Origin of the sequence: Parapusillimonas granuli (assembly GCF_013416525.1) — a bacterium.
Classification (GTDB): Bacteria; Pseudomonadota; Gammaproteobacteria; order Burkholderiales; family Burkholderiaceae_B; genus Parapusillimonas; species Parapusillimonas granuli.
This window is the reverse complement of record NZ_JACCEM010000003.1, coordinates 371,039-393,601: the sequence shown is the minus strand read 5'-3', so window position 1 is coordinate 393,601 and position 22,563 is coordinate 371,039. Positions and strand designations below refer to the sequence as shown.

The 22,563-nt window shown below is 66.9% G+C and carries 20 protein-coding genes; 6 read left to right on the top strand and 14 right to left on the bottom strand.

Annotated features, from left to right (window positions below):
- The first annotated feature begins 1 nt into the window (after position 1).
- Positions 2-1,105, top strand: a complete 1,104-nt coding sequence (locus H0A72_RS07105) for a mechanosensitive ion channel family protein (protein WP_180154366.1) — start codon at positions 2-4, stop codon at positions 1,103-1,105.
- Here H0A72_RS07105 and H0A72_RS07100 read toward each other — a convergent pair.
- Positions 1,086-2,684 (bottom strand): PAS domain-containing sensor histidine kinase, encoded by a 1,599-nt coding sequence (locus H0A72_RS07100; RefSeq protein WP_180154365.1) that lies wholly within the window; start codon positions 2,682-2,684, stop codon positions 1,086-1,088. The genes H0A72_RS07105 and H0A72_RS07100 overlap by 20 nt on opposite strands.
- 191 nt (positions 2,685-2,875) lie before the next feature.
- Positions 2,876-3,175: a DUF1488 family protein gene (locus H0A72_RS07095; protein WP_180154364.1), complete on the bottom strand. Its 300-nt coding sequence runs from the start codon at positions 3,173-3,175 to the stop codon at positions 2,876-2,878.
- Positions 3,176-3,361: 186 nt separating this feature from the next.
- Between H0A72_RS07095 and H0A72_RS07090 the strand changes: the two genes are divergently transcribed.
- On the top strand, positions 3,362-3,973 hold the full coding sequence (locus H0A72_RS07090; protein ID WP_180154483.1) for a BPSL1445 family SYLF domain-containing lipoprotein: 612 nt from the start codon (positions 3,362-3,364) through the stop codon (positions 3,971-3,973).
- 18 nt (positions 3,974-3,991) lie between these two features.
- Here the strand turns inward: H0A72_RS07090 and H0A72_RS07085 are convergent, their stop codons facing one another.
- Complete coding sequence (locus tag H0A72_RS07085) at positions 3,992-5,485, bottom strand: M81 family metallopeptidase (RefSeq protein WP_180154363.1); 1,494 nt, start codon at positions 5,483-5,485, stop codon at positions 3,992-3,994.
- Positions 5,482-6,492, bottom strand: coding sequence for a Bug family tripartite tricarboxylate transporter substrate binding protein (locus tag H0A72_RS07080; protein ID WP_180154362.1), 1,011 nt, complete (start codon positions 6,490-6,492; stop codon positions 5,482-5,484). The genes H0A72_RS07085 and H0A72_RS07080 overlap by 4 nt, the downstream gene beginning before the upstream one ends.
- Positions 6,493-6,617: 125 nt before the next feature.
- Here H0A72_RS07080 and H0A72_RS07075 point away from each other — a divergent pair, with 125 nt between their 5' ends.
- Both H0A72_RS07075 and H0A72_RS07070 read left to right on the top strand, forming a co-directional pair.
- Entirely contained in the window at positions 6,618-7,958 is a 1,341-nt protein-coding gene (locus H0A72_RS07075; RefSeq protein WP_180154361.1) for an aspartate aminotransferase family protein, read from the top strand.
- 27 nt (positions 7,959-7,985) lie between these two features.
- The gene (locus tag H0A72_RS07070; RefSeq protein WP_180154360.1) at positions 7,986-8,849 is read left to right on the top strand and encodes a MurR/RpiR family transcriptional regulator; all 864 of its coding nucleotides are present in this window, start codon (positions 7,986-7,988) and stop codon (positions 8,847-8,849) included.
- Between the two features lie 6 nt (positions 8,850-8,855).
- Here the strand turns inward: H0A72_RS07070 and H0A72_RS07065 are convergent, their stop codons facing one another.
- From H0A72_RS07065 to H0A72_RS07045, 5 genes are read right to left on the bottom strand one after another with little or no spacing between them, the layout of a single operon-like run.
- On the bottom strand, positions 8,856-10,472 hold the full coding sequence (locus tag H0A72_RS07065; RefSeq protein WP_180154359.1) for a dipeptide ABC transporter ATP-binding protein: 1,617 nt from the start codon (positions 10,470-10,472) through the stop codon (positions 8,856-8,858).
- Positions 10,469-11,281: an ABC transporter permease gene (locus tag H0A72_RS07060; RefSeq protein WP_180154358.1), complete on the bottom strand. Its 813-nt coding sequence runs from the start codon at positions 11,279-11,281 to the stop codon at positions 10,469-10,471. Before H0A72_RS07060 ends, H0A72_RS07065 begins: the two co-directional genes overlap by 4 nt.
- 8 nt (positions 11,282-11,289) lie before the next feature.
- Entirely contained in the window at positions 11,290-12,234 is a 945-nt protein-coding gene (locus H0A72_RS07055) for an ABC transporter permease (RefSeq protein ID WP_180154482.1), read from the bottom strand.
- 58 nt (positions 12,235-12,292) lie between these two features.
- Positions 12,293-13,882 (bottom strand): ABC transporter substrate-binding protein, encoded by a 1,590-nt coding sequence (locus H0A72_RS07050; protein ID WP_180154357.1) that lies wholly within the window; start codon positions 13,880-13,882, stop codon positions 12,293-12,295.
- Positions 13,883-13,927: 45 nt separating this feature from the next.
- On the bottom strand, positions 13,928-15,046 hold the full coding sequence (locus H0A72_RS07045; protein ID WP_180154356.1) for a C45 family autoproteolytic acyltransferase/hydrolase: 1,119 nt from the start codon (positions 15,044-15,046) through the stop codon (positions 13,928-13,930).
- A 107-nt stretch (positions 15,047-15,153) separates the two neighbouring features.
- Between H0A72_RS07045 and H0A72_RS07040 the strand changes: the two genes are divergently transcribed.
- Both H0A72_RS07040 and aptA read left to right on the top strand, forming a co-directional pair.
- Positions 15,154-16,029 carry a GntR family transcriptional regulator gene (locus tag H0A72_RS07040; protein WP_180154355.1) on the top strand — a complete coding sequence of 292 codons (876 nt, stop codon included), beginning with the start codon at positions 15,154-15,156 and terminating at the stop codon, positions 16,027-16,029.
- A gap of 149 nt (positions 16,030-16,178) precedes the next feature.
- Positions 16,179-17,504 carry an omega-aminotransferase AptA gene (gene aptA, locus H0A72_RS07035; RefSeq protein ID WP_180154354.1) on the top strand — a complete coding sequence of 442 codons (1,326 nt, stop codon included), beginning with the start codon at positions 16,179-16,181 and terminating at the stop codon, positions 17,502-17,504.
- Between the two features lie 34 nt (positions 17,505-17,538).
- Here aptA and H0A72_RS07030 read toward each other — a convergent pair whose 3' ends face one another.
- The 5 genes from H0A72_RS07030 to H0A72_RS07010 are packed head-to-tail and all read right to left on the bottom strand — an operon-like array spanning position 17,539 to position 22,546.
- Positions 17,539-18,432 carry a spermidine synthase gene (locus H0A72_RS07030; RefSeq protein WP_180154353.1) on the bottom strand — a complete coding sequence of 298 codons (894 nt, stop codon included), beginning with the start codon at positions 18,430-18,432 and terminating at the stop codon, positions 17,539-17,541.
- A gap of 45 nt (positions 18,433-18,477) precedes the next feature.
- The gene (locus H0A72_RS07025) at positions 18,478-19,854 is read right to left on the bottom strand and encodes an MmgE/PrpD family protein (RefSeq protein WP_180154352.1); all 1,377 of its coding nucleotides are present in this window, start codon (positions 19,852-19,854) and stop codon (positions 18,478-18,480) included.
- A complete protein-coding gene (locus H0A72_RS07020) occupies positions 19,854-20,738 on the bottom strand; it encodes an ABC transporter permease (protein WP_180154351.1) in 885 nt (294 codons plus the stop codon). Before H0A72_RS07020 ends, H0A72_RS07025 begins: the two co-directional genes overlap by 1 nt.
- Complete coding sequence (locus tag H0A72_RS07015; RefSeq protein WP_180154350.1) at positions 20,731-21,519, bottom strand: ABC transporter ATP-binding protein; 789 nt, start codon at positions 21,517-21,519, stop codon at positions 20,731-20,733. Before H0A72_RS07015 ends, H0A72_RS07020 begins: the two co-directional genes overlap by 8 nt.
- Before the next feature lie 25 nt (positions 21,520-21,544).
- Entirely contained in the window at positions 21,545-22,546 is a 1,002-nt protein-coding gene (locus H0A72_RS07010; RefSeq protein WP_180154349.1) for an ABC transporter substrate-binding protein, read from the bottom strand.
- Between the last annotated feature and the right edge of the window lie 17 nt (positions 22,547-22,563).

The window sequence follows — 22,563 nt, the reverse complement described above, 5'->3', positions numbered from 1 at the left end:
CATGATGCAAGGCTGGTGGCTGGAAACAACGGTATTGTCGATTCCCGTCTGGAACTGGGTCGTCGCCCTGTCGGTGGCGACGGTCGTATTGTTTCTTCTGCTGTGGATACGGCGGTTCGTGCGCGGGCGGCTGAACCGCCATGCGGACAAGCACCATCTCTGGCTGGCCACCTTGCTGCTGCGCGCCGTCGCCAGCACCAGCGCGTTCGCGCTGTTCGTGCTTTCCCTGCTGATCGGCGTGAAGTTCCTGGAATTGCCCCTGGCCTGGCGCAGCGGGCTCTCGCAGCTGTGGTTCGTGGCGGTGGTGCTGCAGGTCGCATTCTGGGCCGGCAGCGCCATCACCTACACCATGTCGCGCTACATGGAGCGGCGGCCGGACCTGAACCGCGTCACCATGACCATCGTCACGATGACCGCCCGCGCGGTCCTGTGGGTGGTGGCCGTGCTGGCGATACTGGACAACATGGGGGTCAACATCACGGCCTTCGTCGCCAGCCTGGGCATCGGCGGCGTCGCGGTGGCCCTGGCCGCGCAGGTGGTCCTGAGCGACTTGTTCGCTTCGATCTCCATCGGCCTGGACAAGCCTTTCGAGCCCGGAGACTTCATCGTGGTGGGCGGCATTGCCGGAAGCATCGAAAACGTGGGACTGAAAACCACGCGCATCCGCAGCCTCGGGGGCGAACAGATCGTCTGCTCCAACACCGAGCTGCTGAAGCAGACCATCCAGAACTACAAGCGCATGGACTTGCGCCGCATCGCCTTCCGCTTCACGGTCGCGTACGGAGCGACCGCCGCGCAGGCCGAAGCGATCGCCAGCACCGTCAAGGAAATCATCACGGCCGTGGAAGGCACGCGCTTCGACCGCGCCCATTTGCTCCAGTTCTCGGAGCGTGGGCTGGAATTCGAAGTCGTCTATTACGTGCTGTCGGCGGATTACAACCGCTACATGGACATCCAGCAAGGCATCAACCTGGAAATCATGCGCAAGCTGGAAGAACTGGGCCTGCAATTCGGGCGCGGAGAAATGCGGGTGCTGTACGAAGGCGAGGCCAGGCCCGCCGAGCCTTCCAAACTCGACCCGCCTTCTAGGCCTGCCGGGTCTTGAGGCTTTCGATCACCTGGACCAGCGCCTCTTTCGAATACGGTTTATGCAGCAAGTCGAAGCTGCCGGCATCCGCGCGCGACAAGGCGGGGTTGCAACCGGTGGCCAGCATGACCTTGACCTTGGGCCAGCGGGTCTTGATGGTCCGGGCGAGTTCCAGGCCGCTCATTTCGGGCATGACGATGTCCGTCAGGACCAGGTCGAACGCCCCGCCCTCGTTCTGGAGCGCGTCCAGGGCGGCGCCGCCGCTGTTGACCAGCGTGCTGCGCTGGCCCATGTCGTTCAGCATGCTGGACACGATTTCCCCCACGTCCTTGTTGTCTTCGACGACGAGAATGCGGTATTGGACCGGCTTGAGCCAGGACAAGTCGTCGGTACCGCTGGATATCAGGTCTTCATAGCCCGCGGGTTCCGCGAGCGGCAGATAGAGCGTGAAGCTGGTGCCGGCGCCCTCGTCGCTGGACACGTCGACCCGGCCGCCCGACTGCGTGACGAAGCCGATCACCTGGCTCAGGCCCAGGCCGGTGCCCCGGCCCGGCGGCTTGGTGGTGTAGAAGGGTTCGAAGATGCGGTCGCGGACGTCGGCCGGCATGCCGGTTCCCGTGTCGGTGACGCGTATCGCGACGTGCTCCCCCGGCGTGGCGGGGTCATGGTCCGTGGCCGGCAGGAACTTGACGGTGCTGACGTCTATGGTCAGGCGGCCGCCGTCCGGCATGGCGTCGCGGGCGTTGATGACGATATTGAGCAGCGCGGTTTCCAGCTGGTTGGCGTCCGCGCATACATAGCAGGGCCGCGCCGGAAGCGAATAGAGCAGCTCGATGGACGAGCCGGTGGTGGCGCGGAAGAGCTCTTTCATGCACTCTATGCAGCGGCCGACCTCGAAGGTGGTGGGGTGCAAGGGCTGCTGCCGCGCATAGGCAAGCAGCTGCTTGGTGAGATGCGCCGCGCGGTCGGCGGTCTTTGCGATGGCGTCGACATAACGCATGCGCTTGGCGGCCGGGAGATTCGTGTTGCGCAGCATTTCCGCCGCCCCGCGGATGACCGTCAGCAAATTGTTGAAATCATGGGCCACGCCTCCCGTGAGGCGGCCGATGGCTTCCATTTTCTGGGCCTGATGCAATGATTCCCTGGCGAGCTGCAGCTCTTCGGCGGCCTGCTTCTGGCCGGTGATGTCGCGGGTGATCTTGGCAAAGCCGATGAGCGTGCCATGGGTGTTGCGGATGGCGTCGATGACGGCGCTGGTCCAGAAACGGGTTCCGTCCTTGCGCACGCGCCAGCCTTCCGATTCGAACCGGCCTTCGCGGGCGGCCACATCCAGGGCGCGGGCCGGGAGGCCGGCGGCGCGGTCTTCTTCTGTGTAGAAGCAGGAAAAATGCTTGCCGATGATCTCGGACGGCGCATAGCCTTTGAAACGCTGGGCGCCCAGGTTCCAGGTGCGGACATAGCCGTCCGGGTCCAGCAGGTAGATTGCGTAGTCCTGAACGGCCTCGACCAGGAGCCTGTACCGGTAAACTTCGTCCAATTGCGTCAAGCTATCGAGATTGATGTCTATGATGGATGAAGCCGGCGCGGGCGAACTCATGAGGTTTCCTTCTGCAGACGGTATCGGAATTAGACATTTTGCCTCATTCCTGGCCGTTCATCCCGATTTTTTTAAGACAAGGCTTTTGAGTCTGTCGACGCCGTTCAGGACTTTCCGCCGCTGCGTGCGGGGTCGGACGGCGTATGCGCCCGCCCGGCGCCCTCGTGGCGGGCCGGCGCCCGCCCGCGAACTCAGGAAGAGGACCCCGGCTTGCCCGGCGTGCGTTCCGGAAAATCGCCGGTGCCCAGCACGATGACGTCGGCGGCGGGCGTGTTCACGCTCTGCGCGGCCACTTCCATGATCTCCGCCTTGCCCTTCCTGAAGGCCTCCAGCAATTCATCGTCCGAGGTGTCGGCGGCTCCGAAATGCTCGACCAGCGCGTCCGAAGAGACCTCGAAATCCTGGTTGGCCCGCCCCTCGACCAAAACAGTGAAGCGGACCGCTCCATTGACGACTGTCGGCGGTTTTTGCTTGGCTAGTTCGGTACTCATGCACCCTCCATGAAGAAAACTGAAAACTGTCGCCGGCCGGAACCCGTCCGCCCGGCCGCCTTTGTGCAGCACGCGGTGTACCCGGACCGCGCCGCCCCCCTGGCGGGCGGGCCCGCCGGGAACGATAATTGCTGCGGAAGCTATAATTTCGCGCCTTGCGCAACAGGAGAATGAACTGTGAAAACGATGACTCTGCCCTCCCCCCGGCACGTGCTTGCCGCCGCCATCGTGGGCGTTTCGGCCCTGGCCGTCACGGCCTGCACGACCACGCTGCCGCGTGAAACGCAGACCGGCGTGGAAAGGCGCGACAGCATCAACGAGCGCGCCGATGCCGCGCTGAAACGGCTCTACGAGGTGGCGCCGAATTCCCGCGAGCTGGTGTCCCAGGCAAAAGGGGTGCTGATCTTTCCACGGGTGATCGGAGGCGGGTTCGTCGTGGGCTTGGAACACGGTGACGGGGTGCTGCGCGTGAATGGCAAGAACAGGGGCTATTACAGCACTTCCAGCGGCTCCGTCGGCCTGCAGGCGGGCGCCCAGTCCAAGGCGATCGTCATGGTGTTCCGGACTCAGGAAGCGCTCGACAAATTCCTCGCCAGCAATGGCTGGACGGCCGGCGTGGACGCCACCGTGGCCGTGGCCAATATCGGCGCCAATGGCGCTCTGGACTTGAATACGATACGCGAGCCGATCGTGGGCTTCGTGATGACGAACGTGGGCCTGATGGCGGGGGTGTCGCTGGAAGGCACCAAGATCAACCGCATCGATGACCGCGGGGCGGGGACCAAGACGGCGCAGTGACCCCCGCCGCGCACGTCCTCAGGACGCCTGAATATGCGTGTGCCGGAACGGCAGCCGGGTCAGATCCTGGCAGGCCGGACCCGGCACATCGCAGTCGATGATGTCAATGCAGCGTTCCGCGAACGCCGCCCGGAAATGGTTCTTCGCCTTGACGCACAGCAGGCGCAACCGGGCGGGATCCACCCCATGCAAGGCGTAGAACGCCGGATCGTCGGCCGGCGTGATGCGTTCCGTCACGATCACCCGCACACTGGGCGTATCTTCCAATCGCAACAACACGCTCTGGCCGCAGGAACGCGTTATTCCCGTCATCATCGGTCCCGTGTTCCGGAATTCCCCGTCCGTCAGGCGCTCCACGACCGCGCGGACATGGACGCCCGCACCGAACTGCGGACCGTGGCGTCCGCCCAGAGCGACGTCCATGCCGGCGCCGACCCCCGCCGCCAGGGCGGCGCGCACCGTGTCCGGATCGGCGAAGCTCGCGAACAGCGCCGGCACATCCGGGCGCGCCGCCACGAGCGCCCGGAACAGGCCGGGCGTGTCCCCCCCGCCGCCCGACAAGGGATTGTCCCCCGAGTCCGTGACGGCGATCAGCCCTGGCCGCGTATCCGCCAGCGCGGCCGCCAGCGCGTCTTCAGCGCTGGGCAGCCGGATGCGGAACTGGTCCGCCGATGCGCGGATCCGCGCCATGACTGTTTCCGCGGCAGCGGCCGCTTCGGCGCCCGTGGGATCGCGCGAGGCGTCGCTGACCGCGAACACCGACGCGCCGGTATGCGCGGTATCGGAATACGGGAAGCCGCCGAACACCGAGACGTCCAGCACCGCGCCCGCCGCGGCGTCGCGCGCCACCTCTTCCAGCAGGCGCATGGGCCCCGCCGCCGTGCGCATGTTGATGCTGGGCAATACGATGCGTTCGTTGAGCAGGGCCTTGCGGGTCTGCAGCCCGCCGCCGGCCATGCGTGACAAGGCCGCCAGCACGCGCGCCGCGGTTTCGGCCATGTCGATGTGCGGATGCGTACGGTATGCGGAGGCATAGTCCAGGACCCCCGCCCATTCCGGCGGCAGGTTGCCGTGCAGGTCGAAGCTTGCGCCCAGCGGCGTCTCCGGCAGCAGGCCGCGGACCATGCGCGCGATTTCCAGTTCCGGCGTTTCGCGCCGCCCGGTGATGGCGGCGCCATGCAGCGACAGGTAGACGGCGTCCCAGCCTCCTTCCAGTTGCCCGGCCTGCAGGCCTTGCCTGAGTTCATCGATGAATCGCTCGAACACCGCGTCGTCTATGGGCCCGGCGGGAAGCGCGGCGGCGCAGCGCAACACGACGACTTCCCAGTCGGGATGCGCATCGGCGAAGGCGGCGACGGCGCCCAGTTCGTGCGCCGTGCCCCGCATGAGCTCCAGCGCCGAGGGGCCCTCCATCCATTCGTATTGCTCGAATTCCGGCATGCCGGCCGGCGCCGGGCTGAATGCGTTGCCCTCGTACCAGAAGCGCGCCACGGCCAATCGTTTCGGCTTCATTTGCCCTCGACCTTGATGTTCTTCAGGAGTTCGCCGAAGCGTTTCTGCTCGGATTTCAGATGCGCCGCCAGATGCTCGGGCGAGCCGCCGACGGGGATGGCGCCCAGGGCGCGGAACTTCTCGATGGTGTCGGGCTCTTTTTCGAAAGCGTCGATTTCCCGGCTGATGCGGTCCACGACGTCTTTGGGCGTGCCGGCGGGCGCGACGATGACGAACCAGGAATTGAGCAGATAGCCCTTGACGGTGTCCCCGACCGGCTTCACGCCGGGCAGGACTTCCAGTTCTTTTTCGCTGGCGACGCCCAGGGGCACCACCTTGCCGGCGCGGATGTTCGCCAGCGCCGTGGGCACGTTGTCGCCCGAGAGCGTGATGTGGCCGGCCATCAGGTCGGTCGTGGCCTGGGCGGCGCCTTTATAGGGGACGTGCGCGATGTCCACCCCCGACAGCTGCTTGAGCAGTTCCAGCGAGATGTGGCCGGTGCTGCCGACGCCCGGCGACCCCCAGTTGAGGATGCCGGGCTCCGCCTTGGCGCGCTTGATCACGTCTTCCATGTTCTTGAGGCCGGACTGCGGATTGGTCAGGATGACGTTGGGCACGTCCGCCACGTAAGACACCGCGGCGAAATCCTTGGCCGGGTCGAAGCTCATCTGGGGATAGACGTAGGGGTTGATGGCCAGGGGCCCGGGGGTACCCATCAGCAAGGTGTAGCCGTCGGGCTTGGCGCGCGCGACTTCGGCCGCGCCGATGTTCGCGCCGGCGCCGGGCTTGTTCTCGACCACCACGCTCTGGCCCAGCCGCTTGGACAGGCCTTCCGCCACGATGCGGGCCAGCAGATCGGTGGTGCCGCCGGCGCCGAAGGGCACGATCAGCTGTATCGGTTTGGCGGGCCAGGCCTGCGCCGCCGCCGGCGTTGCGCACAGCGCGCCGGCGGCGATGGCGGCGGCGGCGAGGCCCGGCAGCACCGCGCGGCCCGGCTTGCGATGACTGGATTGGAATAGCGGCTTCATGATGTTGTCCCCTCTGGTTGGGAATTCCGGTTTGAAATGAAAGTGAACATTTGATCTAAATTTTGATATCATGGATCATATGATCTGATTTTCCGATCGACAAGTCAACACCGCTGGAATCCCACATGACGCACATTTTTCATCGCAGCCCTTTGACCCCTCCGAAATTGGCAGCGCGGGGGCAGTCCAATTATTTGATCGATGCGTCGGGACGGCGCTATTACGACGGGTCCGGCGGCGCGGCGGTATCCTGCCTGGGGCATGGGCATCCCGAAGTCATCGACGCCATGATCGAGCAATTGCGCAAGCTGGAATATGCGCACACCAGTTTCTTCAGCTCGGAACCCGCGGAACGCCTGGCGGACACGCTGGTCCGGCAGTCGCCCGCGGGCCTGGGGCATGTCTACTTCCTGTCCAGCGGTTCCGAAGCCGTCGAGGCGGCACTGAAAATGGCGCGCCAATACCATGTCGAGCGCGGCGAGCGCACGCGCCGCCACACCATAGGCCGGCTGCAGAGCTACCACGGCAACACCCTGGGCGCCCTGGCCATCGGCGGCCATCAGGGCCGGCGCGCGCTGTACCAGCCGCTGCTCGTGGAAAGCCACCACGTCTCACCCTGCTTCGCGCGCCACTATCGCCTTGCCGGCGAAACCGACGACGCCTACGGGACGCGGCTCGCCCAGGAACTGGAACAGACGATACTCGCCCTGGGTCCGGAGACCGTCAGCGCCTTCATCGCGGAAACCGTGGTGGGCGCGACCGCCGGCGCGGTCTGCGCGGTGCCGGGCTACTTCGAGAAGATCCGCCGCGTGTGCGACCGCCACGGCGTGCTGCTGATCCTGGACGAAGTCATGTGCGGACTGGGCCGGACGGGCGCCTACCACGCCTTCCAACGGGAGGGCGTGGAACCCGACCTGCTGTGCCTGGCGAAAGGGCTGGGCGGCGGTTACCAGCCCATCGCGGCGGTCATGGCCCAGGAGAAAATCGTCGATGCGATCGTGTCGGGCTCGGGCGCCTTCCAGCATGGCCACACCTATATCGGCCATCCCGTCGCCTGCGCGGCCGCCCTGGCCGTCCAGAACATCATCGAACGCGACGGCCTGGTGCGCCGGTCCGCCCAGCTTGGCGAAACCCTGCACCGGCTGCTGCGCGACCGCTTCGGCGGCCATCCCCACGTGGGGGACATCCGCGGACGCGGGCTGTTCCAGGCCATCGAGCTGGTGGCGCGACGCGAGCCGGACACGCCGTTCGACCCCGACCTGCGCCTTCACGCCCTCATCAAGCGGGAAGCGCTTGCGCGCGGCCTGGCGTGCTACCCCGGCGGCGGCACCATGGACGGCGTGCGGGGCGACCACGTGCTGCTGGCGCCGCCCTTCCTCGCCACGCAGGCGGAGCTGGAAGAAGCGGTCGACATCCTCGCCGCCGCGGTGGACGCGGCGATCGCTTCCGTCGGCGTCCTACAATAGCGTTCTTCCATGCCGCCAGGAGGACCGATGGACAAGCTTGCGGTGGACAGGCTCATCAAAGAGCGGTTCGACCAATTATCCCCGACGCTGCAGCGCGCCGCCCGCTACGCGATCGACAACCCGCGCGCCATCGCGCTGAATTCCATGCGCACGGTGGCCTCCGACGCCGGGCTGCAGGCCAGCGCCATGCACCGGCTGGCGCGGCAGCTGGGTTTCGAGGGCTATGAGGAATTGCGCAGCGCCTATCGGGGCTGGCTGGCGCAGGGCGGCGGATCTTTCACGGAACGCGCCACGGCGCTGCAGCAGCACGGCGGAGATGGATCGGAACGCCTGCTGGCGGAGCTGGTCGCGGCCGACACGGACAATCTGCGCAAGATGACGGCGCCGGACACGCTGAAGGCGCTGGGGGCGGCGCGCGACCTGCTGGCGCAGGCGCGTCACATCTATGCCGTGGGCTTGCGGAGCCTGTTTCCGGCGGCCTTCTATTTCAATTATGCCTGCGGGATGTTCATGCGGAATATCACGCTGCTCTCGGGCGTGGGGGGCATATTCGCCGACGAGCTGCGCCGTTCGCGGCGGGAAGACGCGCTGATCATTTTCAGCTATGAGCCGTATGCCAGGGATTCGGTGGCCGCGGTGCGCTTCGCCCGGGAGCGCGGCCTGAAGGTGGTGGCCGTCACCGACAGCGTGGTGTCGCCCATCGCTCCTCATGCGGATGCCTTGATCGTGGTGGCGAATGCCACGCCTTCGCTGTTCCCGTCGGTCGTGCCGGCCCTGTCCGTCGCGCAGATGCTGGTGGCGCTGCTGGTGGCCGACGGGGGCGCCGCGAGCCTGGAAGAGATCAAGAAAAGCGAGGCGCAGCTGCGGGATTTCAATGTTTACCTGGAATGAGGCTCCTCAAGCGGCTTGCCGGCCGAGATCCACCAAAGGCGCGGCCTCCAGCAGCGCCTTGGTATAGGGATGGCGCGGCGCCCCCAGGACATCGCGGGTCGCCCCCTGCTCTACGATGCTGCCCTTTTCCATGACCACCACTCTTTCCGCGATCTGCTCCACCGCCAGCAGATCATGGCTGATGAACAGGCAGGCGAAACCATGATGCGCCTGCAGGTCGCGGAACAGGGCCAGCACCTGCGCCTGTATCGTCATGTCCAGCGCCGATACCGGCTCGTCCGCCACCACGAACTCCGGACGGCGCACCAAGGCGCGGGCGATGGCGACGCGCTGGCGCTGGCCGCCGGACAGCTCATGCGGCCAGCGCTCGGCCAAATGCAGCAGGCCGACCTCGTCCAGGGTTTCATCGGTGCGGCGCTTCTTCTCGCGCGCGTCCAGCCCCGGCACCAGGCGCAGCGGCTCCGCGACGATGGCGTGGACCCGCATGCGCGGGTCGAGCGATGAATAAGGGTCCTGGAAGACCAGCTGGCAGCCCAGCCGGAAACGGCGGCGGTCCGGCCCGCGGGCGCCGCCCACATCGACGCCCCGGTACAGCACGCGCCCGCCCGCGATCGGCACCACGTTCAGGATGGCCCGGCCCAGCGTCGTCTTGCCGGAACCGCTGCCGCCGACGACCGCCACGGTTTCCCCGGCATGGATGTCCAGGCTGACCCGCTTGAGCACGTGGTGAGCCGCATGCCGGCCGAACAGGCCTTTGCGCGAGCCGGGGTAGACGACCTGGAGATCCTGGACGCGGATGACGGCCTCGCCGCCCGCGCGCGGCGGCCTTGCCTGGCCCGGCCTGGGCAGGGCCGCGAGCAGGCTGCGCGTGTATTCGTGCGCGGGCGCGCGCAGCACCTGCCGCACGCCGCCGGTTTCCACCACGTCGCCGCGGCACATCACCATGACCCGCTGGGCGTAGCGCGACACCAGGCCCAGGTTGTGGGTGATGAGGATGACGGCCGTGCGCGCCTGGGCGGCGAGCTCCACCATGAGGTCCAGGACTTCGCGCTGCGCCAGCATGTCCAGGGCCGTCGTGGGCTCGTCGGCGATCAGCAGGCGGGGCTGCAGCAGCATGACGCTGGCCAGCATGATGCGCTGGCGCATGCCGCCGGAGAATTCGTGCGGGTAGGCGTCCAGGCAGCGCTCCGGATTCTCGATGCGGACGCGGCGCAGCATGGCGATGCATTTTTCCCGGATTTCCGTGCCGGTCAGGCGGGTGTGCAGCTTTAGGCCTTCGGCCATCTGGGCGCCGATGCGGTGCGCGGGGTTGAGGGACACCATGGGCTCCTGGAAGACCATGCCCAGCTGCGCGCCGCGCAGCGCCTGCAACTGCCTGGGCTTGCATTGCGTGAGGTCTTGCCCGTCGAAGAGGATCTGCCCGCCGGCGATTTCCACGCCCGGCGGCGTCAGCCCCATGATCGCGCGGGCGACCATGGTCTTGCCGCTGCCGGATTCCCCGACGATGGCGAGGAATTCGCCGGGCGCCACGTCGAAACCGGCGTCCTTGACGATGGGCTGCCCGCCGGCCTGGGCCCGCAGCGACAGGCCGCGGACCTGCAGCAAGGTTTCGTGCGCGCTCATCGGGCCATCCTTGGATCGAGGCGATCCCGCAGGCTGTCTCCCAGCAGATTGACACCCAGCAGCGTCATCGCGATGCAGAGCCCCGGCGCTATGCCCAGCCAGACCGCCGTGTTCATGTAGGTTCGCGCGCCGGCCAGCATATTGCCCCAGGTCGGCGCCGGGGGCGGCACGCCCAGGCCCAGAAAGCTCAGCGCGCTTTCGGACAGGATCACCCAGCCGAACATGCTGGTCGCCAGCACGGCGACGGGCGCGACGCAGTTGGGCAGAATGTGGCGCCACATCGTGTACCACTCGGAATTTCCCATGATGCGGGATGCCTCTATGTGTTCTTTTTCGCGGATGGACAGCACGGAGCCGCGCACCACGCGCACCACCGAGGGCGTGTACGCCAGCGACAAGGCGAGCACGATGCCCCACTTGTTGGGCCCGACGATGACCAGTATGCCCATGGCGAGCAGGATGCCCGGAAAGGCCAGCAGCGCATCGTTGACCATCATCAGCGCCCGGTCGGTCGGGCCGCGCAGGAATCCCGCCACGCCGCCGATGAGCGCGCCGGCCGCGACGGCGACCGCCACGGTGACGATGGACAGCAGCCAGCTCGTGGCCGCGCCCTGCATGATGCGGCTGAGCACGTCCCGGCCGAATTCGTCGGTTCCCAGCCAGTACGCCGCGCTGGGCGCCTGCAGCCGCGCGCGCAGGTTCAGGGCCAGGGGGTCGTAGGGCGTCCAGAACACCGCCGTCAGGGCCAACAGGCCCACGGCGCCGATCAGCAGTCCGCCTATCAGTGTATTGACTTGCATGCGCTTCATGATGGGTCCTACTGCGCCGTCACGCGCGGGTCGAACAAGGGATAGCAGAGATCCACGACGAGGTTCACGCACACGTAGATGAAGGCGGTGAACAGCAGGCATCCCTGGATGACGGGATAGTCGCGGGCGAAGATGGCGTCGACCAGATGGCGCCCCAGCCCCGGCAGGGTGAAGACGGTTTCCAGCACCGCGATGCCGCCCAGCAGATTGCCCAGCATCAGGCCGATGAGCGTCAGGGTCGGGGCGAAGGCGTTGGGCAGCACATGGCGGCGCAGCACGCCGGCTTCCGGCACGCCCTTGGCCCGCGCATGGGCGACGTATTCCAGGCGCAGAACCTCGATGGCGCTGGCGCGCGCCATGCGCGTGAACACGCCGGTTTCGACCATGGCCAGCGTGGCGATCGGCAATATCACGTACAGGATGCCCTGGGAGAAGTCGTCGCGCAGGGCCACATAGCCCACGACCGGCAGCCAGTTCAAGTGCAGGCCGAACCACAGCAGGAGCAGCATGCCCAGCCAGAAGCTGGGAATGGACAGCAACAGGGTCGCCGTCATGACGATGCCGACGTCCAGCGCCTTGTTCTGCTTCCAGGCGGCCACCAGCCCGGCGGGCACGGCCGCGCACACGGCGATGGCGACCGCCGCCACCACGATGGTGGCGCTGACCTGGAAACGTTCGAGGATGACCGGGAGCACGGGCTGCCCGTCGCTGAGGGAATGGCCGAAATCGCCCCGCAGCACGGCGGACAGCCAATGCATGAACTGCGCCGGCAACGACCCGGTCAGGCCCATCTGGTCGCGCAGCCTGGCCAGGGACTCGGCGTCGGCGCCGTCTCCCAGCATCAGTTGGGCCGGGTCTCCCGGGATGAGGCGCAGCAGCGCGAACACCGCCAGCGCGACCAGCAGCAGCGTGGGGATGGTCTGCGCAACACGCCTTGCGAGATAGGCGAGCATCGTCATGCCCCCCTGCCGTTGGCGGCGGCGCCCGCGCGGCGCGTGGACGGCGCCGCCATCATTTGAAGCTCACGTTCCAGAAGCGCGGCTTGTCGGCCGCCCAGCCCTTGTAGCCTTCGATGCCCCGGCGCAGCCCCGTGACGTTGGTGCCGTTATAGAGCACGATGATGGGCACGTCCTTCAGCATGGCCGCGTGCATGCGGTTGAAGAGGGCCTGGCGCTTGGCGGCGTCCGCCTCGCGCATGCTTTCGGCCAGCAGCTTGCCCATTTCGGGGTCGTCCCAGACCTTGCGCGGCTGCTTCTGCTTGTCGCCGGAGATCATTTCGAAGCTCAGCGCGGGGTCCAGCCGAGCCGAGTAGGTGAAGGCCATGGCGGGATAGTCGCCCTTGCCGTAGCGGTCGAGCTGCGTGGCCCAGTCCAGGACTTCGAGTTCCAGATTGATGCCCGCTTCCGAGGCCATCGCCTGCGCCAGGACGACGGAATCGAAGCAGGCCGGATAGCGCTTGTTGGTGATCATCTTGATGGGCTGGCCCTTGTAGCCCGCCTGCTGCAGCAGCTTGCGCGCCTCGGCGAGGTCGCGCCCGTAGGTGGCGGCCTGTTCCTTGTCGTAATAGGGGCTGCTGGTGGGCACCACGGAGCTGTTGGCCTTGGACATGCCTTCGGTGACGGTCTCGGCGATCATGGGCAGGTCCAGCGAAAGCGCCAGGGCCCTGCGGATGCGCACGTCTTTCAGCAGCGGATCCTGGGTCTGCAACAGCAGCGCCACCATGTTCATGGAGGGGCTGACGATGGTCTGCACGTCGGGGCGCTTGCGCAGTTCGGGCACGTCGGCGCTGCTGGCGGTCGCATAGACGTCGATGGCGCCGCTATACAAGGCGGCCTTGGCCGAGGCGGCGTCGGGGATCACCATGTAGCGCAGGGTCTTGACCAGTGCGTGTTTGCCGCCGGTATAGCCGTCGCCCGGGCCGGGCAAAGACGCGTAGTCGTCGAAGCGCTGCAGTTCGAGGTACTGGCCGCGCTTCCATTCCCCCATTTTGTACGGGCCCGTTCCGATGGGCGCCCGCCATTGGCCGGATGCGTCCACCGAATCGGGGTGCATGATGGCGGCGCCGCCGCAGTCGGGCCTGGCCATGTTGTTCAGGAAGAGCGCCGAAGGCCGGTCGAGGGTGAAGACGACGGTTTTCGGGTCCGGCGCCTCGACGGAAAGGATTTTCGTCATGCCGCGCCCGTCGAATTCCGGCAGGCAGCGCCAGGAGGTCTTGGGATCCAGGTATCGCTTCCAGTTCCAGACGACGTCCTGGGCGCTCAGCGCCGCGCCGTTGTGGAAGCGCACGCCGTCCCGCAGGGTGAAGGCATAGGTCAGGCCGTCGTCCGACACCTTGATGCCGGAAGCCAGCAAGGGCCCCACGGAAAGGTCTTCCTTCAACGCGACCAGGCCTTCGGTGAGGTGCAGCAGGACCGCGTCGGTGTTGTCGTCCCGGTTCACGCCGGGATTGCTGGACCGGAGGTCGGAGTTGATCTGGATGCGCAAGGTGTCGGCGGCTTTCTGGGCCGCCGCCGGCATGGCCGCGAAGGCCAGGGCCAGCGCGACGGCGGCGGGCAGCCGCCGTGTGTGGCTGCTGGCGCGGCGATGAGCGATGTTCGGCATGGTCGTCTCCTGGAAGGCGCGGCGGGTTCGCCGGGCGCGCCGAGTTCAAAGTTGGTATTTGGCGAAGTGCCGGGGCGAGGCGTAAGGCATGCGGGCGATGTGCATGAAGCCGGACGCCGGTTCCATGCAGGTGGTGGCCACCGTGGCCGAAATGCTGTCGAAGCTGGAGGGCTTGGGATGGCGCAGCACGCCGTCGGGCTTGGCGAAGTCGTCGGCCAGCGCCGCCTTGATGGTGTCCCAGTCCACGCCCCCGGATGTGGCGCGCATCGCGGCGGAGACGCGGCGCTGCCTGTAGAGGGAGTCGGGCGTCATGGCCAGGCCGGTGTCCCGCAGCTTGGCGCGGGCGGCGGGGCACAGCCAGTGGTTGGCGTGCACCAGGATGCCGTCGTCGGGAGTGAGCCAGAAGATCTCGTCGGGCGCGCATTCCAGGTTCACGGCTTCGCCCTCGGCCTGCGCCAGCATGAGATTGTTGGAGCAGAAGCGGCGCGCGCCCCAGAGCACTTTCATGGCGGCGCACAGGTTGGCCGATTCCAGCATTTTCCGGCGCACCAGCACCAGCGGCACTTCGGCGGGCTGCTGGTAGTCGCGGTCGGAGCCCAGGAAGTTGCCGCTGAGCGAAACGCCGGCGCTGTTGAACCCGTGCCGGGCCAGGGCGCCGGCTTCGGTGAAGACGAGCAGATCGGGGCCGTCGCTGCGCCGCATCAGCAGGACGATGCCGGTGTCGACGCATTCCTGGCGCCAGTCCCAGTTGTGGGCGTGCAATAGCTTGCCGCTGGCGCTGGCCTGCGGCAGCACGATGATGCCGGTGCAGCCGTCGTCGGGCTCTTGCGGGGCCTGGGCCAGCGCGCCGTGGCCGAACATCATTTCCGTGCGGCAATTCACGGTGATGATCTCGGCCAGGCTGAGCCCGGCGCCCGCGGCGATGCCGCGCAATTCTTCCAGATAGGCTTCGTCGTAGGCGGCGATGGTTTTTTCCATGGCCTGCGCGAGCCGGAGCAGCCGCTGCGGCGTCACGCCGCGCCGGTCCAGCTGGCCGCGGTATAGCGCCACGCTGGCGCGGACGCGGCCGGGCACCGCGGCGCCGTGCTGGCGGCCGCGCTCGTAAGGGCTGCCGCTGACTTCGACCAGCGGAAAGATGCCGGCATCGGGTTGCGCTGTTGACATGCCTGGATTCCTGCGATGATGATGGATCGATACAAGGGAATAATGTACTAAAATTCGATTAAGTGCAATATAAATCCAACTAAGGGAAAACCCCGTTACACTACGCCATGACCACGTACAGGCCCACCCCTCTCCAGCGCGATCTGGCCCGCCGCATTGCGGCGCACATCGCCGACGGCAGTTTTCCCGCGGACTCGCATTTGCGCGAAGAAGCGCTGGCCGACATGTTCCAGGTGTCGCGCACTCCCATCCGGGGGGCCTTGAAGCTGCTGGCGAGCCACGGCGCCATCCATTACCGCTCCAACAGCGGCTACTTCGTCCACCATGCGGGCGAGGCGGCCTCGTTGCCCGCGCTCGCGGACGGCGGCGCCAGCGCCGACGCCCTCTATCGCGCGCTCATCCAGGACCGGGCCCGCAAGCGGCTGCCCGACACGCTGATCGAGAAAGACCTGCTGCGCCGCTATGGCTGTTCGGCCGCGGTGCTGCGCAACGTGCTGTCGCGCATGACCTCGGAAAACCTGATCGAGAAACGGCCCGGGCGCGGCTGGCAGTTCATGCCCGCGCTGGACTCGCGCGAAGCCCTGACGGAAAGCTACCGCTATCGGATCATCATAGAATGCGGCGGCCTGCTCGAACCCGGCTTCCAGCCGGACGCGGAAGACATGCGCCGCAGCCGCGCCGCCTTCACCGAGCTCCTGACCCGTTCGCAGGACAGCGTCTCGGCGGCGGAATTCTTCCGCCTGAACGCCTCCTTCCACGAAATGCTGGCGCGCTTCTCCGGCAACCGCTTCATCGTCATGGCGCTCCAGCAGCAGACGCAATTGCGGCGCCTGGAAGAGCACGACGCCTTCTATCGCCACGACCACGTCATGGAAGCCTCGCGCGAACACCTGGAAATCCTGGACGCCATAGAAAGCAAGGACCCGCAATGGGCGGCGGCGCTGATGCGCAAGCATCTGCTGTCTGCCCTGGCGAAAAGCTGAGGCTCCGCCGCCACGGCGCGCGATGCGCGCATGAGGCGTGCGCGTGCCTCGGCAGCCGGGACGCGCCGTGCCCGGCCATTGCGCCATATATTGCATTAAATAGTTGTTTGGTACAAAATAGAACCACCTAAACTTGCAGGTGAGTTCACATGAGCGCCGCCCCGATCCCCTCTTCGCCCCCGCTGGATGCCTATTGGATGCCTTTCACGGCCAATCAGCGATTCAAGTCCAACCCTGAACTTTTCGCCCGCGCCGACGGCATGTATTACTATCGCGCCGACGGGTCGTCCGTGCTGGACGGCATCGCCGGGCTGTGGTGCGTGAATGCGGGGCATCGGTGCGCGCCGGTGGTGCGCGCCATCCAGCAAACGGCCGACGAGCTCGACTACGCGCCTTCCTTCCAAATGGGCCACCCCATCGTGTTCGAATACGCCGACGCCCTGGTCGAGGCGGCGCCGGGCGACCTCTCGCACGTGTTCTTCTCGAACTCGGGCTCCGAGGCGGTCGACACCGCATTGAAGATAGCCCTGGCCTATCACCGGGCCCGCAACGAAGGGCATCGCTACCGCCTGGTCGGGCGGGAACGCGACTACCACGGCGTGGGTTTCGGCGGTTTGTCCGTCTCCGGCATATCGGGGCATCGGCGGCCCTACGGCCCGCTGCTGCCCGGGGTGCTGCACCTGCCCCATACATACGACCGCGGCCGCATGGCCTATTCCCGCGGCCAGCCCGACTGGGGCGCGGAACTGGCCGACGCCCTGCAGCGCCTGCTGCTGCTGCACGATCCGTCCACCGTGGCGGCGGTCATCGTCGAACCGGTGGCGGGCTCCACCGGCGTGCTGGTCCCGCCCAAGGACTATCTGCCCAGGCTGCGCGAGATCTGCGACCGGCACGGCATCTTGCTGATCTTCGATGAAGTGATCACCGGCTTCGGCCGCATCGACGGCATGCTTTCCTGCGAATACTTCGGCGTCCTGCCCGACCTCGTCGTCAGCGCGAAAGGCCTCACGAACGGGGCCGTGCCCATGGGCGCCACCTTCGTTCGCCGGCCCATATACGACGCTTTCATGCAGTCCGGCGGCAGCGGCATCGAACTGCCGCACGGCTATACCTATTCCGGCCATCCCCTGGCCGCGGCCGCCGGCCTGGCCGCGCTGCGCCACTATCAGGAAAACCGGCTGTTCGCGCGCGCGCAGGCGCTGGCGCCCCGCTGGGAGGCGCTGGCGCACGCCATGCAGGGCGAGCCCCACGTCGTGGACGTGCGCAACATCGGCCTGCTTGCGGCCGTCGAGCTCGCGCCCATCGAAGGCAAGCCCGGGCAGCGCGCGCAGCAGGCGCACAAGGCCTGCCTGAAGGAAGGCTGCCTGATCCGCGCCTCGGGCGACACCATGCTGCTGTCGCCGCCGCTGATCATCGAGGACGCGCAGATGGAGCAGCTGTTCTCGACACTGGCCAAGGTGCTGCGCGCGGCGTAGGCGGCGCGCGGCGGCCTGCGCGGCGCGGCTCGATTCAGTCCGTCAGGACGGGGGCGTCCGGGTCCCAGTCCCGGCTGCGCGAATAGCGCCCCAGCGCCTCGTCGGCCTTGATGCCGAACGGCGCCAGCCGGCCCGCCAGCGCCTGCGCATTGCGCGCGAGCGCCGCGTCGTCGGGCAAGGCGGCTTTCGTCGCGATGATCACCCGGTTGCCGGCGATGCCGCTGCGCAGGTTGAAGAAGTCGCCGAACACCGCCGCATAGGTGGCGGATTCGCGTTCATACATGCGGCTGGCGGTGAAGGAATTCGACACCAGCACGCCGTCGTCGGACAGGATGGCGCGCACGTGTTCCAGAAATTCGCGCGTCAGCAGATGCGCGGGTATGTAGTCGACGTCGAAGGCATCCAGCATGATCATGTCGTAGCGCCGGCCTTCCCGGCGGGCCCGCTCGATGAAGGCGCGGCCGTCTTCCACGAACACACGCTGGCGAGGCCCCTGCCGGTATCCGAAATAGCGCTCCGCGACGCGCAGGACCGCCGGGTCGATTTCCACCGTATGGATCATCGCGCCGGGCAGGATCTTGGCGAAGGCCTTGGGCAGCGTCGCGCCGCCCAGGCCGACGAACAGCACGCTGTGCGGGTCGGGCTTCACGAACAAGGCGCTGGTCATCATGCGGGTGTAGGCGAAGACCATGAGGTCCGGGTCGTCGATGCGCATGCAGGTCTGGCGCCCATAGTCCTTCATGGTGTTGAAGTTCATGCAGCGTTCGCCGAATTCTTCGAACACCAGGACGGGGGCGAACTCGGACGGCTCGGTATGCAGCAGCCGGGCGCCGGACGCCTCGGGCGCAAAGAACCGCAGCAGCGCGACGGACACCAGGACCGCCGCGATGGCCGATGCGAGAAGGGTGAGCGGGCGCGCGGGCTTCATGACGGAATCATACAAGGATAGCGGCCCGAGCGCGCCGCGGCCCGTCTATTCCGGCCCGCCCGCCGGATGAGCCAGCATTTCCGTCAACTCCCGGACGTCCGGCAGTTCATCGAAGCCGCGCAGCAGGCGCAGGCTTGCTTGCACCCGCGCCGCGCCCATTCCGGACATCGGCGCGAGCCGCCGATACTTGGCTTCGACGTCTTTCCAGTCCACGCCGCGCGCGCCCGATCCGCGCGGCGCGCGGCAGGTGGCGGCGAACTCCCGGCCGTCTTTCAGGCGGATGGCGACACTGCCGCCGTGGCGATGGGGAAAGCGGTCGGGCAGGGGCGGAGGGTGCGGGTCGAATACGATCTTGTCCTGCACGGCCGCGATGACGGGATCGCGCATCTTTGCGTCGGTCATGGCGTCCCAATCGAACTTGCGCTCGACGATGGAGGCGGCCACGAAATAGAACAGGCTGTGCGCCGCGTCGACCAGGCTGCGCGGATGCGGCTCGCCTTTGAAGCTGGTCCATTGGACCGCGGCCGACACCATGACGCGTTCGATGTCGGCCGGGGAAACGTTGCCGGCCATGGCGGCGTCCGCCGCGGCCTCGGCCGTAGCATGGAAGGGATGGGCGCCGGGCATGAGCTTGATGGCCATGTCGGTGACGATGTCCCATTCCTTGCCCAGGTCCTTGGCGATGTCGCCGACGGCCTGCCCGTTCATGGCGCTCAGGAAACCGCGCGGCGATTCGAGCACGGCCGGCTCGCCTTCGTAGCCGCGCATGGCCGCCAGGGCGGCCTGCACGCCCGCCATGGCCGCGTTGCCGGCATGGTATTCGCGGGCGCAGCTGGTGTCGGCGGCGATGGCCATGCCCCCGATGGACGTCGCCGCCAGCGAAATCGCATGCGCCATGCGGTGCGCGTCCAGGCCCAGCAGCCGGCCCGCGGTCACGGCCGCGCCGAACACCGTCGACACGGACCCGTGGAAGCCGCGCTGCATGCGGCCCGGCGTAAGGGATTCGTCGATGCGGCCGGCGATCTCGTAGCCCAGGACCATGGCGCGCAGCAGGTCCGCCCCGCCGGTGCCGGCGTGCTCGCCCAGGGCGAGCGCCGTGCTGGACACGATGGTGCCGATGTGCGCGATGCTGCGCATGTCGCTGTCGTCCGAGGCGGCCGCGTCGCTGGCCACGGCGTTCACGCGCACCGCCCTGGTGAGCGGCAGGCGGGCGCCCTGGAACCATACGCTTGCCTGCCCGGCCCCGCCCTCTTCGAGCTCCAGGCCGCGCACGATGCGCGCCGAGGGGATGTCCTGGCCCATGGCGGCGCTGGCGATGGTGCTGGCCAGGCTCATCTTGGCGCGCTCCATGGCCAGCGCCGGAATGGCGCCGGCGGGGACGGACACCACGAATTCGGCCAGTGTGCGAGCCAGGGCCGCCATCAGATCTGCATGCCCCAGCGCCCGATGGTGCGCTGTTCGACGACGCGGAAGATCAGGTTCTCGACCAGCAGGCCGAACAGTATGACCGTCAGCAGCCCCGCGAATACGTTGGGAATGTCGAGCATGTTCTTGTTCTGGAATATGTACCAGCCCAGGCCGCCCGAGCCCGAGCTGGAGCCGAAGACGAGCTCGGCCGCGATCAGGGTGCGCCAGGCGAACGCCCAGCCTATCTTCATGCCGGTGAGGATGCTGGGAAAGGCGCCCGGGATGAGGATCTTGCACACATAGCGCAAGCCGGTCAGGCCGTAGTTGCGGCCCACCATGCGCCAGGTCGGGCTCACGGAGCGGAAGCCCGAATGGGTGTTCAGGGCCACCGCCCACAATACCGCGTGGATCAGCACGAAAACGATGCTGGCGTTGCCCAGGCCGAACCAGATCATCGACAGCGGCAGCAGCGCGATGGAGGGCAAGGGGTTGAACATGGACGTCAGCGTTTCGAGCAGGTCGGCCCCCACGCGGGTGGCGCTGGCGAAGGCCGTGAACAGCGCGGCGATGGCCAGGCCCGCGGCATAGCCTTGCAGCAATAAAGAGATCGACGTCCAGGTGGCGTGCAGCAGGGTCCCGGTCAGGATGCCATTGAAGAAGGCCCGCACGGTGGCGACGAAGGTGGGGAACAGCAGCGGATTGCCCGACCAGCGGGCATAGGCTTCCCAGACGAGCGCCAGCAGCGCCAGCATGACGGCCTTGCGGAAGACGCCGTTGTCCAGCAGCCTTTCCCAGACGCTCAAGGGCTTCTCGATGATGCCGTATCCCCTGTCTTCTATCGTGTTGACGATTTCCTCGCGTGGAACAGGTGAAACAGGCTTGGCCGCGGTTTCAGACATGCGCCATCCTCCCTTGCGTTGCGTCTTCCTCGAAGAGCAGGTCCTCGATCCGCTGGCTCAGCAGCTTGCCGTCGGGGCCGGCCGCGTCGACCCCCTCGCTGTTCAGTTCGGCGCGGACCTGCCCGGGATGGGGGCTCAGCAGCAGGATCCTGCTGCCTATCCTGACCGCTTCGGGAATGGAGTGCGTGACGAACAGCACGGTGAAGCGGGTGTCCTCCCAGAGCTGCAGCAGCTCTTCCTGCATTTTGGCGCGGGTCAGCGCGTCGAGCGCGGCGAAGGGTTCGTCCATCAGCAGGATCTCGGGCTCCATCGCCATGCCGCGGGCGATGGCCACGCGCTGCTTCATGCCCCCCGAAAGCGTGTGCGGCAGGCTGTCGGCGAAGTCGGACAAATTGACCTTGTCGATGAAGTGCATGGCTTTCTCGGCCGCGGCCTTGCGGTCCAGTCGGCCGCTGGCCGTGAGCGCGAACACCACGTTTTCCTTGACGGTCTTCCAGGGCAGGAGCTGGTCGAACTCCTGGAACACCATGACCCTGTCCGGGCCCGGCTTGGTGATTTCCGCGCCATTGAGCCGGATATACCCTTCCACCGTGGGCAGGTAGCCGCCCACCGCCTTCAGGAGCGTGGACTTGCCGCAGCCCGACTGCCCCACGATGACGTAGCGGTCGGAACGATGGACGTCGAAGCTGACCCGATAGGTGGCCGTGACCAGGTGGTCTTTCGTGCGGTAGCGCAGGGTTACGCCTTGCACGGACAGGAGCGGCGTTGCGGTATGAGGCATGAGCGGCGGTCTCCGGGGCGGGCGATCAGTTTCCTTGCGACACGGCGGGGCCGGGGAAGAACAGGTCTTCGAGCTTCTCGGGCCGGTTCTTGATCGATTTGATCTCGTGCATGAAGGCGGCGTATTTCATGACGTTCTCCGGCTTGGCCGTGTATTTGGTGGATGGATTGTTCAGGATCTCCACCATGTCGGGCACGGCGCCGCTGCCGCCCATCGATTCGATCAGGACCTTGGCCGCGGCTTCCTTGTCGGCCTTGATCATTTCCTGGGCCTCTTGCAGCGCCGCGACGAAGGCCGCGTATACCTTGGGGTTTTGATCGTGGAAGCGGGTGGTGGTGGACACCATGGTGAAGGTGGTGGACCCGCCCATGACGTCGTCCGAATTCTGGATGGTGCGTATGCCCTTGGTCTTCATCTCGCGCTCGGCCAGGGGCGAAGAGGCATAGTGCGCCGCAATGCTGCCGCTGCCGGAAATCAGCGCCGAAGCCGCATCACCGTGATTCATGGTGACGGTGTAGGGGTCGAACCGGAACGCCTGGTCCTTGCCGTATTTTTTGACCGCGTACATTTGCATCACGATGGACGGGATGGACGACTTCACGGAAGTGACCGCGATCTTGTCGCCTTCCTTCAGGTCATCCAGCGACTTGAGATGGGGCGCGCGGGCGTTCAGGTACATGGGCATGGAGCTCATCGCGGCCACGCCTTTCACGTTCGCCGTGCCCTTGGTGCGGTCCCACAGCAGCAGGAAGGAAGGCGGCCCGGCCGAGATGAAGTCCGCGGAACCCGACAGCAGCGCGTCGATCATGACGGACGGCCCGCCGATGTTCGCCCAGTTGACGGTGACCTTCTGGCCGGCTTTCTCGGCGTGTTTTTCGATCAGCTTGTGCTCCTTCATCATGTGCAGCGGAAGGAAGCCGAAGCCGCCCGCCCCCAGAGGAATGTTCAGCTTGCTGACTTCGGCCTGCGCGCCCAGCGGCAGGGCGGCCGCCGCGGCGAATACAGCCATGGCTATCGTCTTCTTCATTGTCATCTCCTTTGATG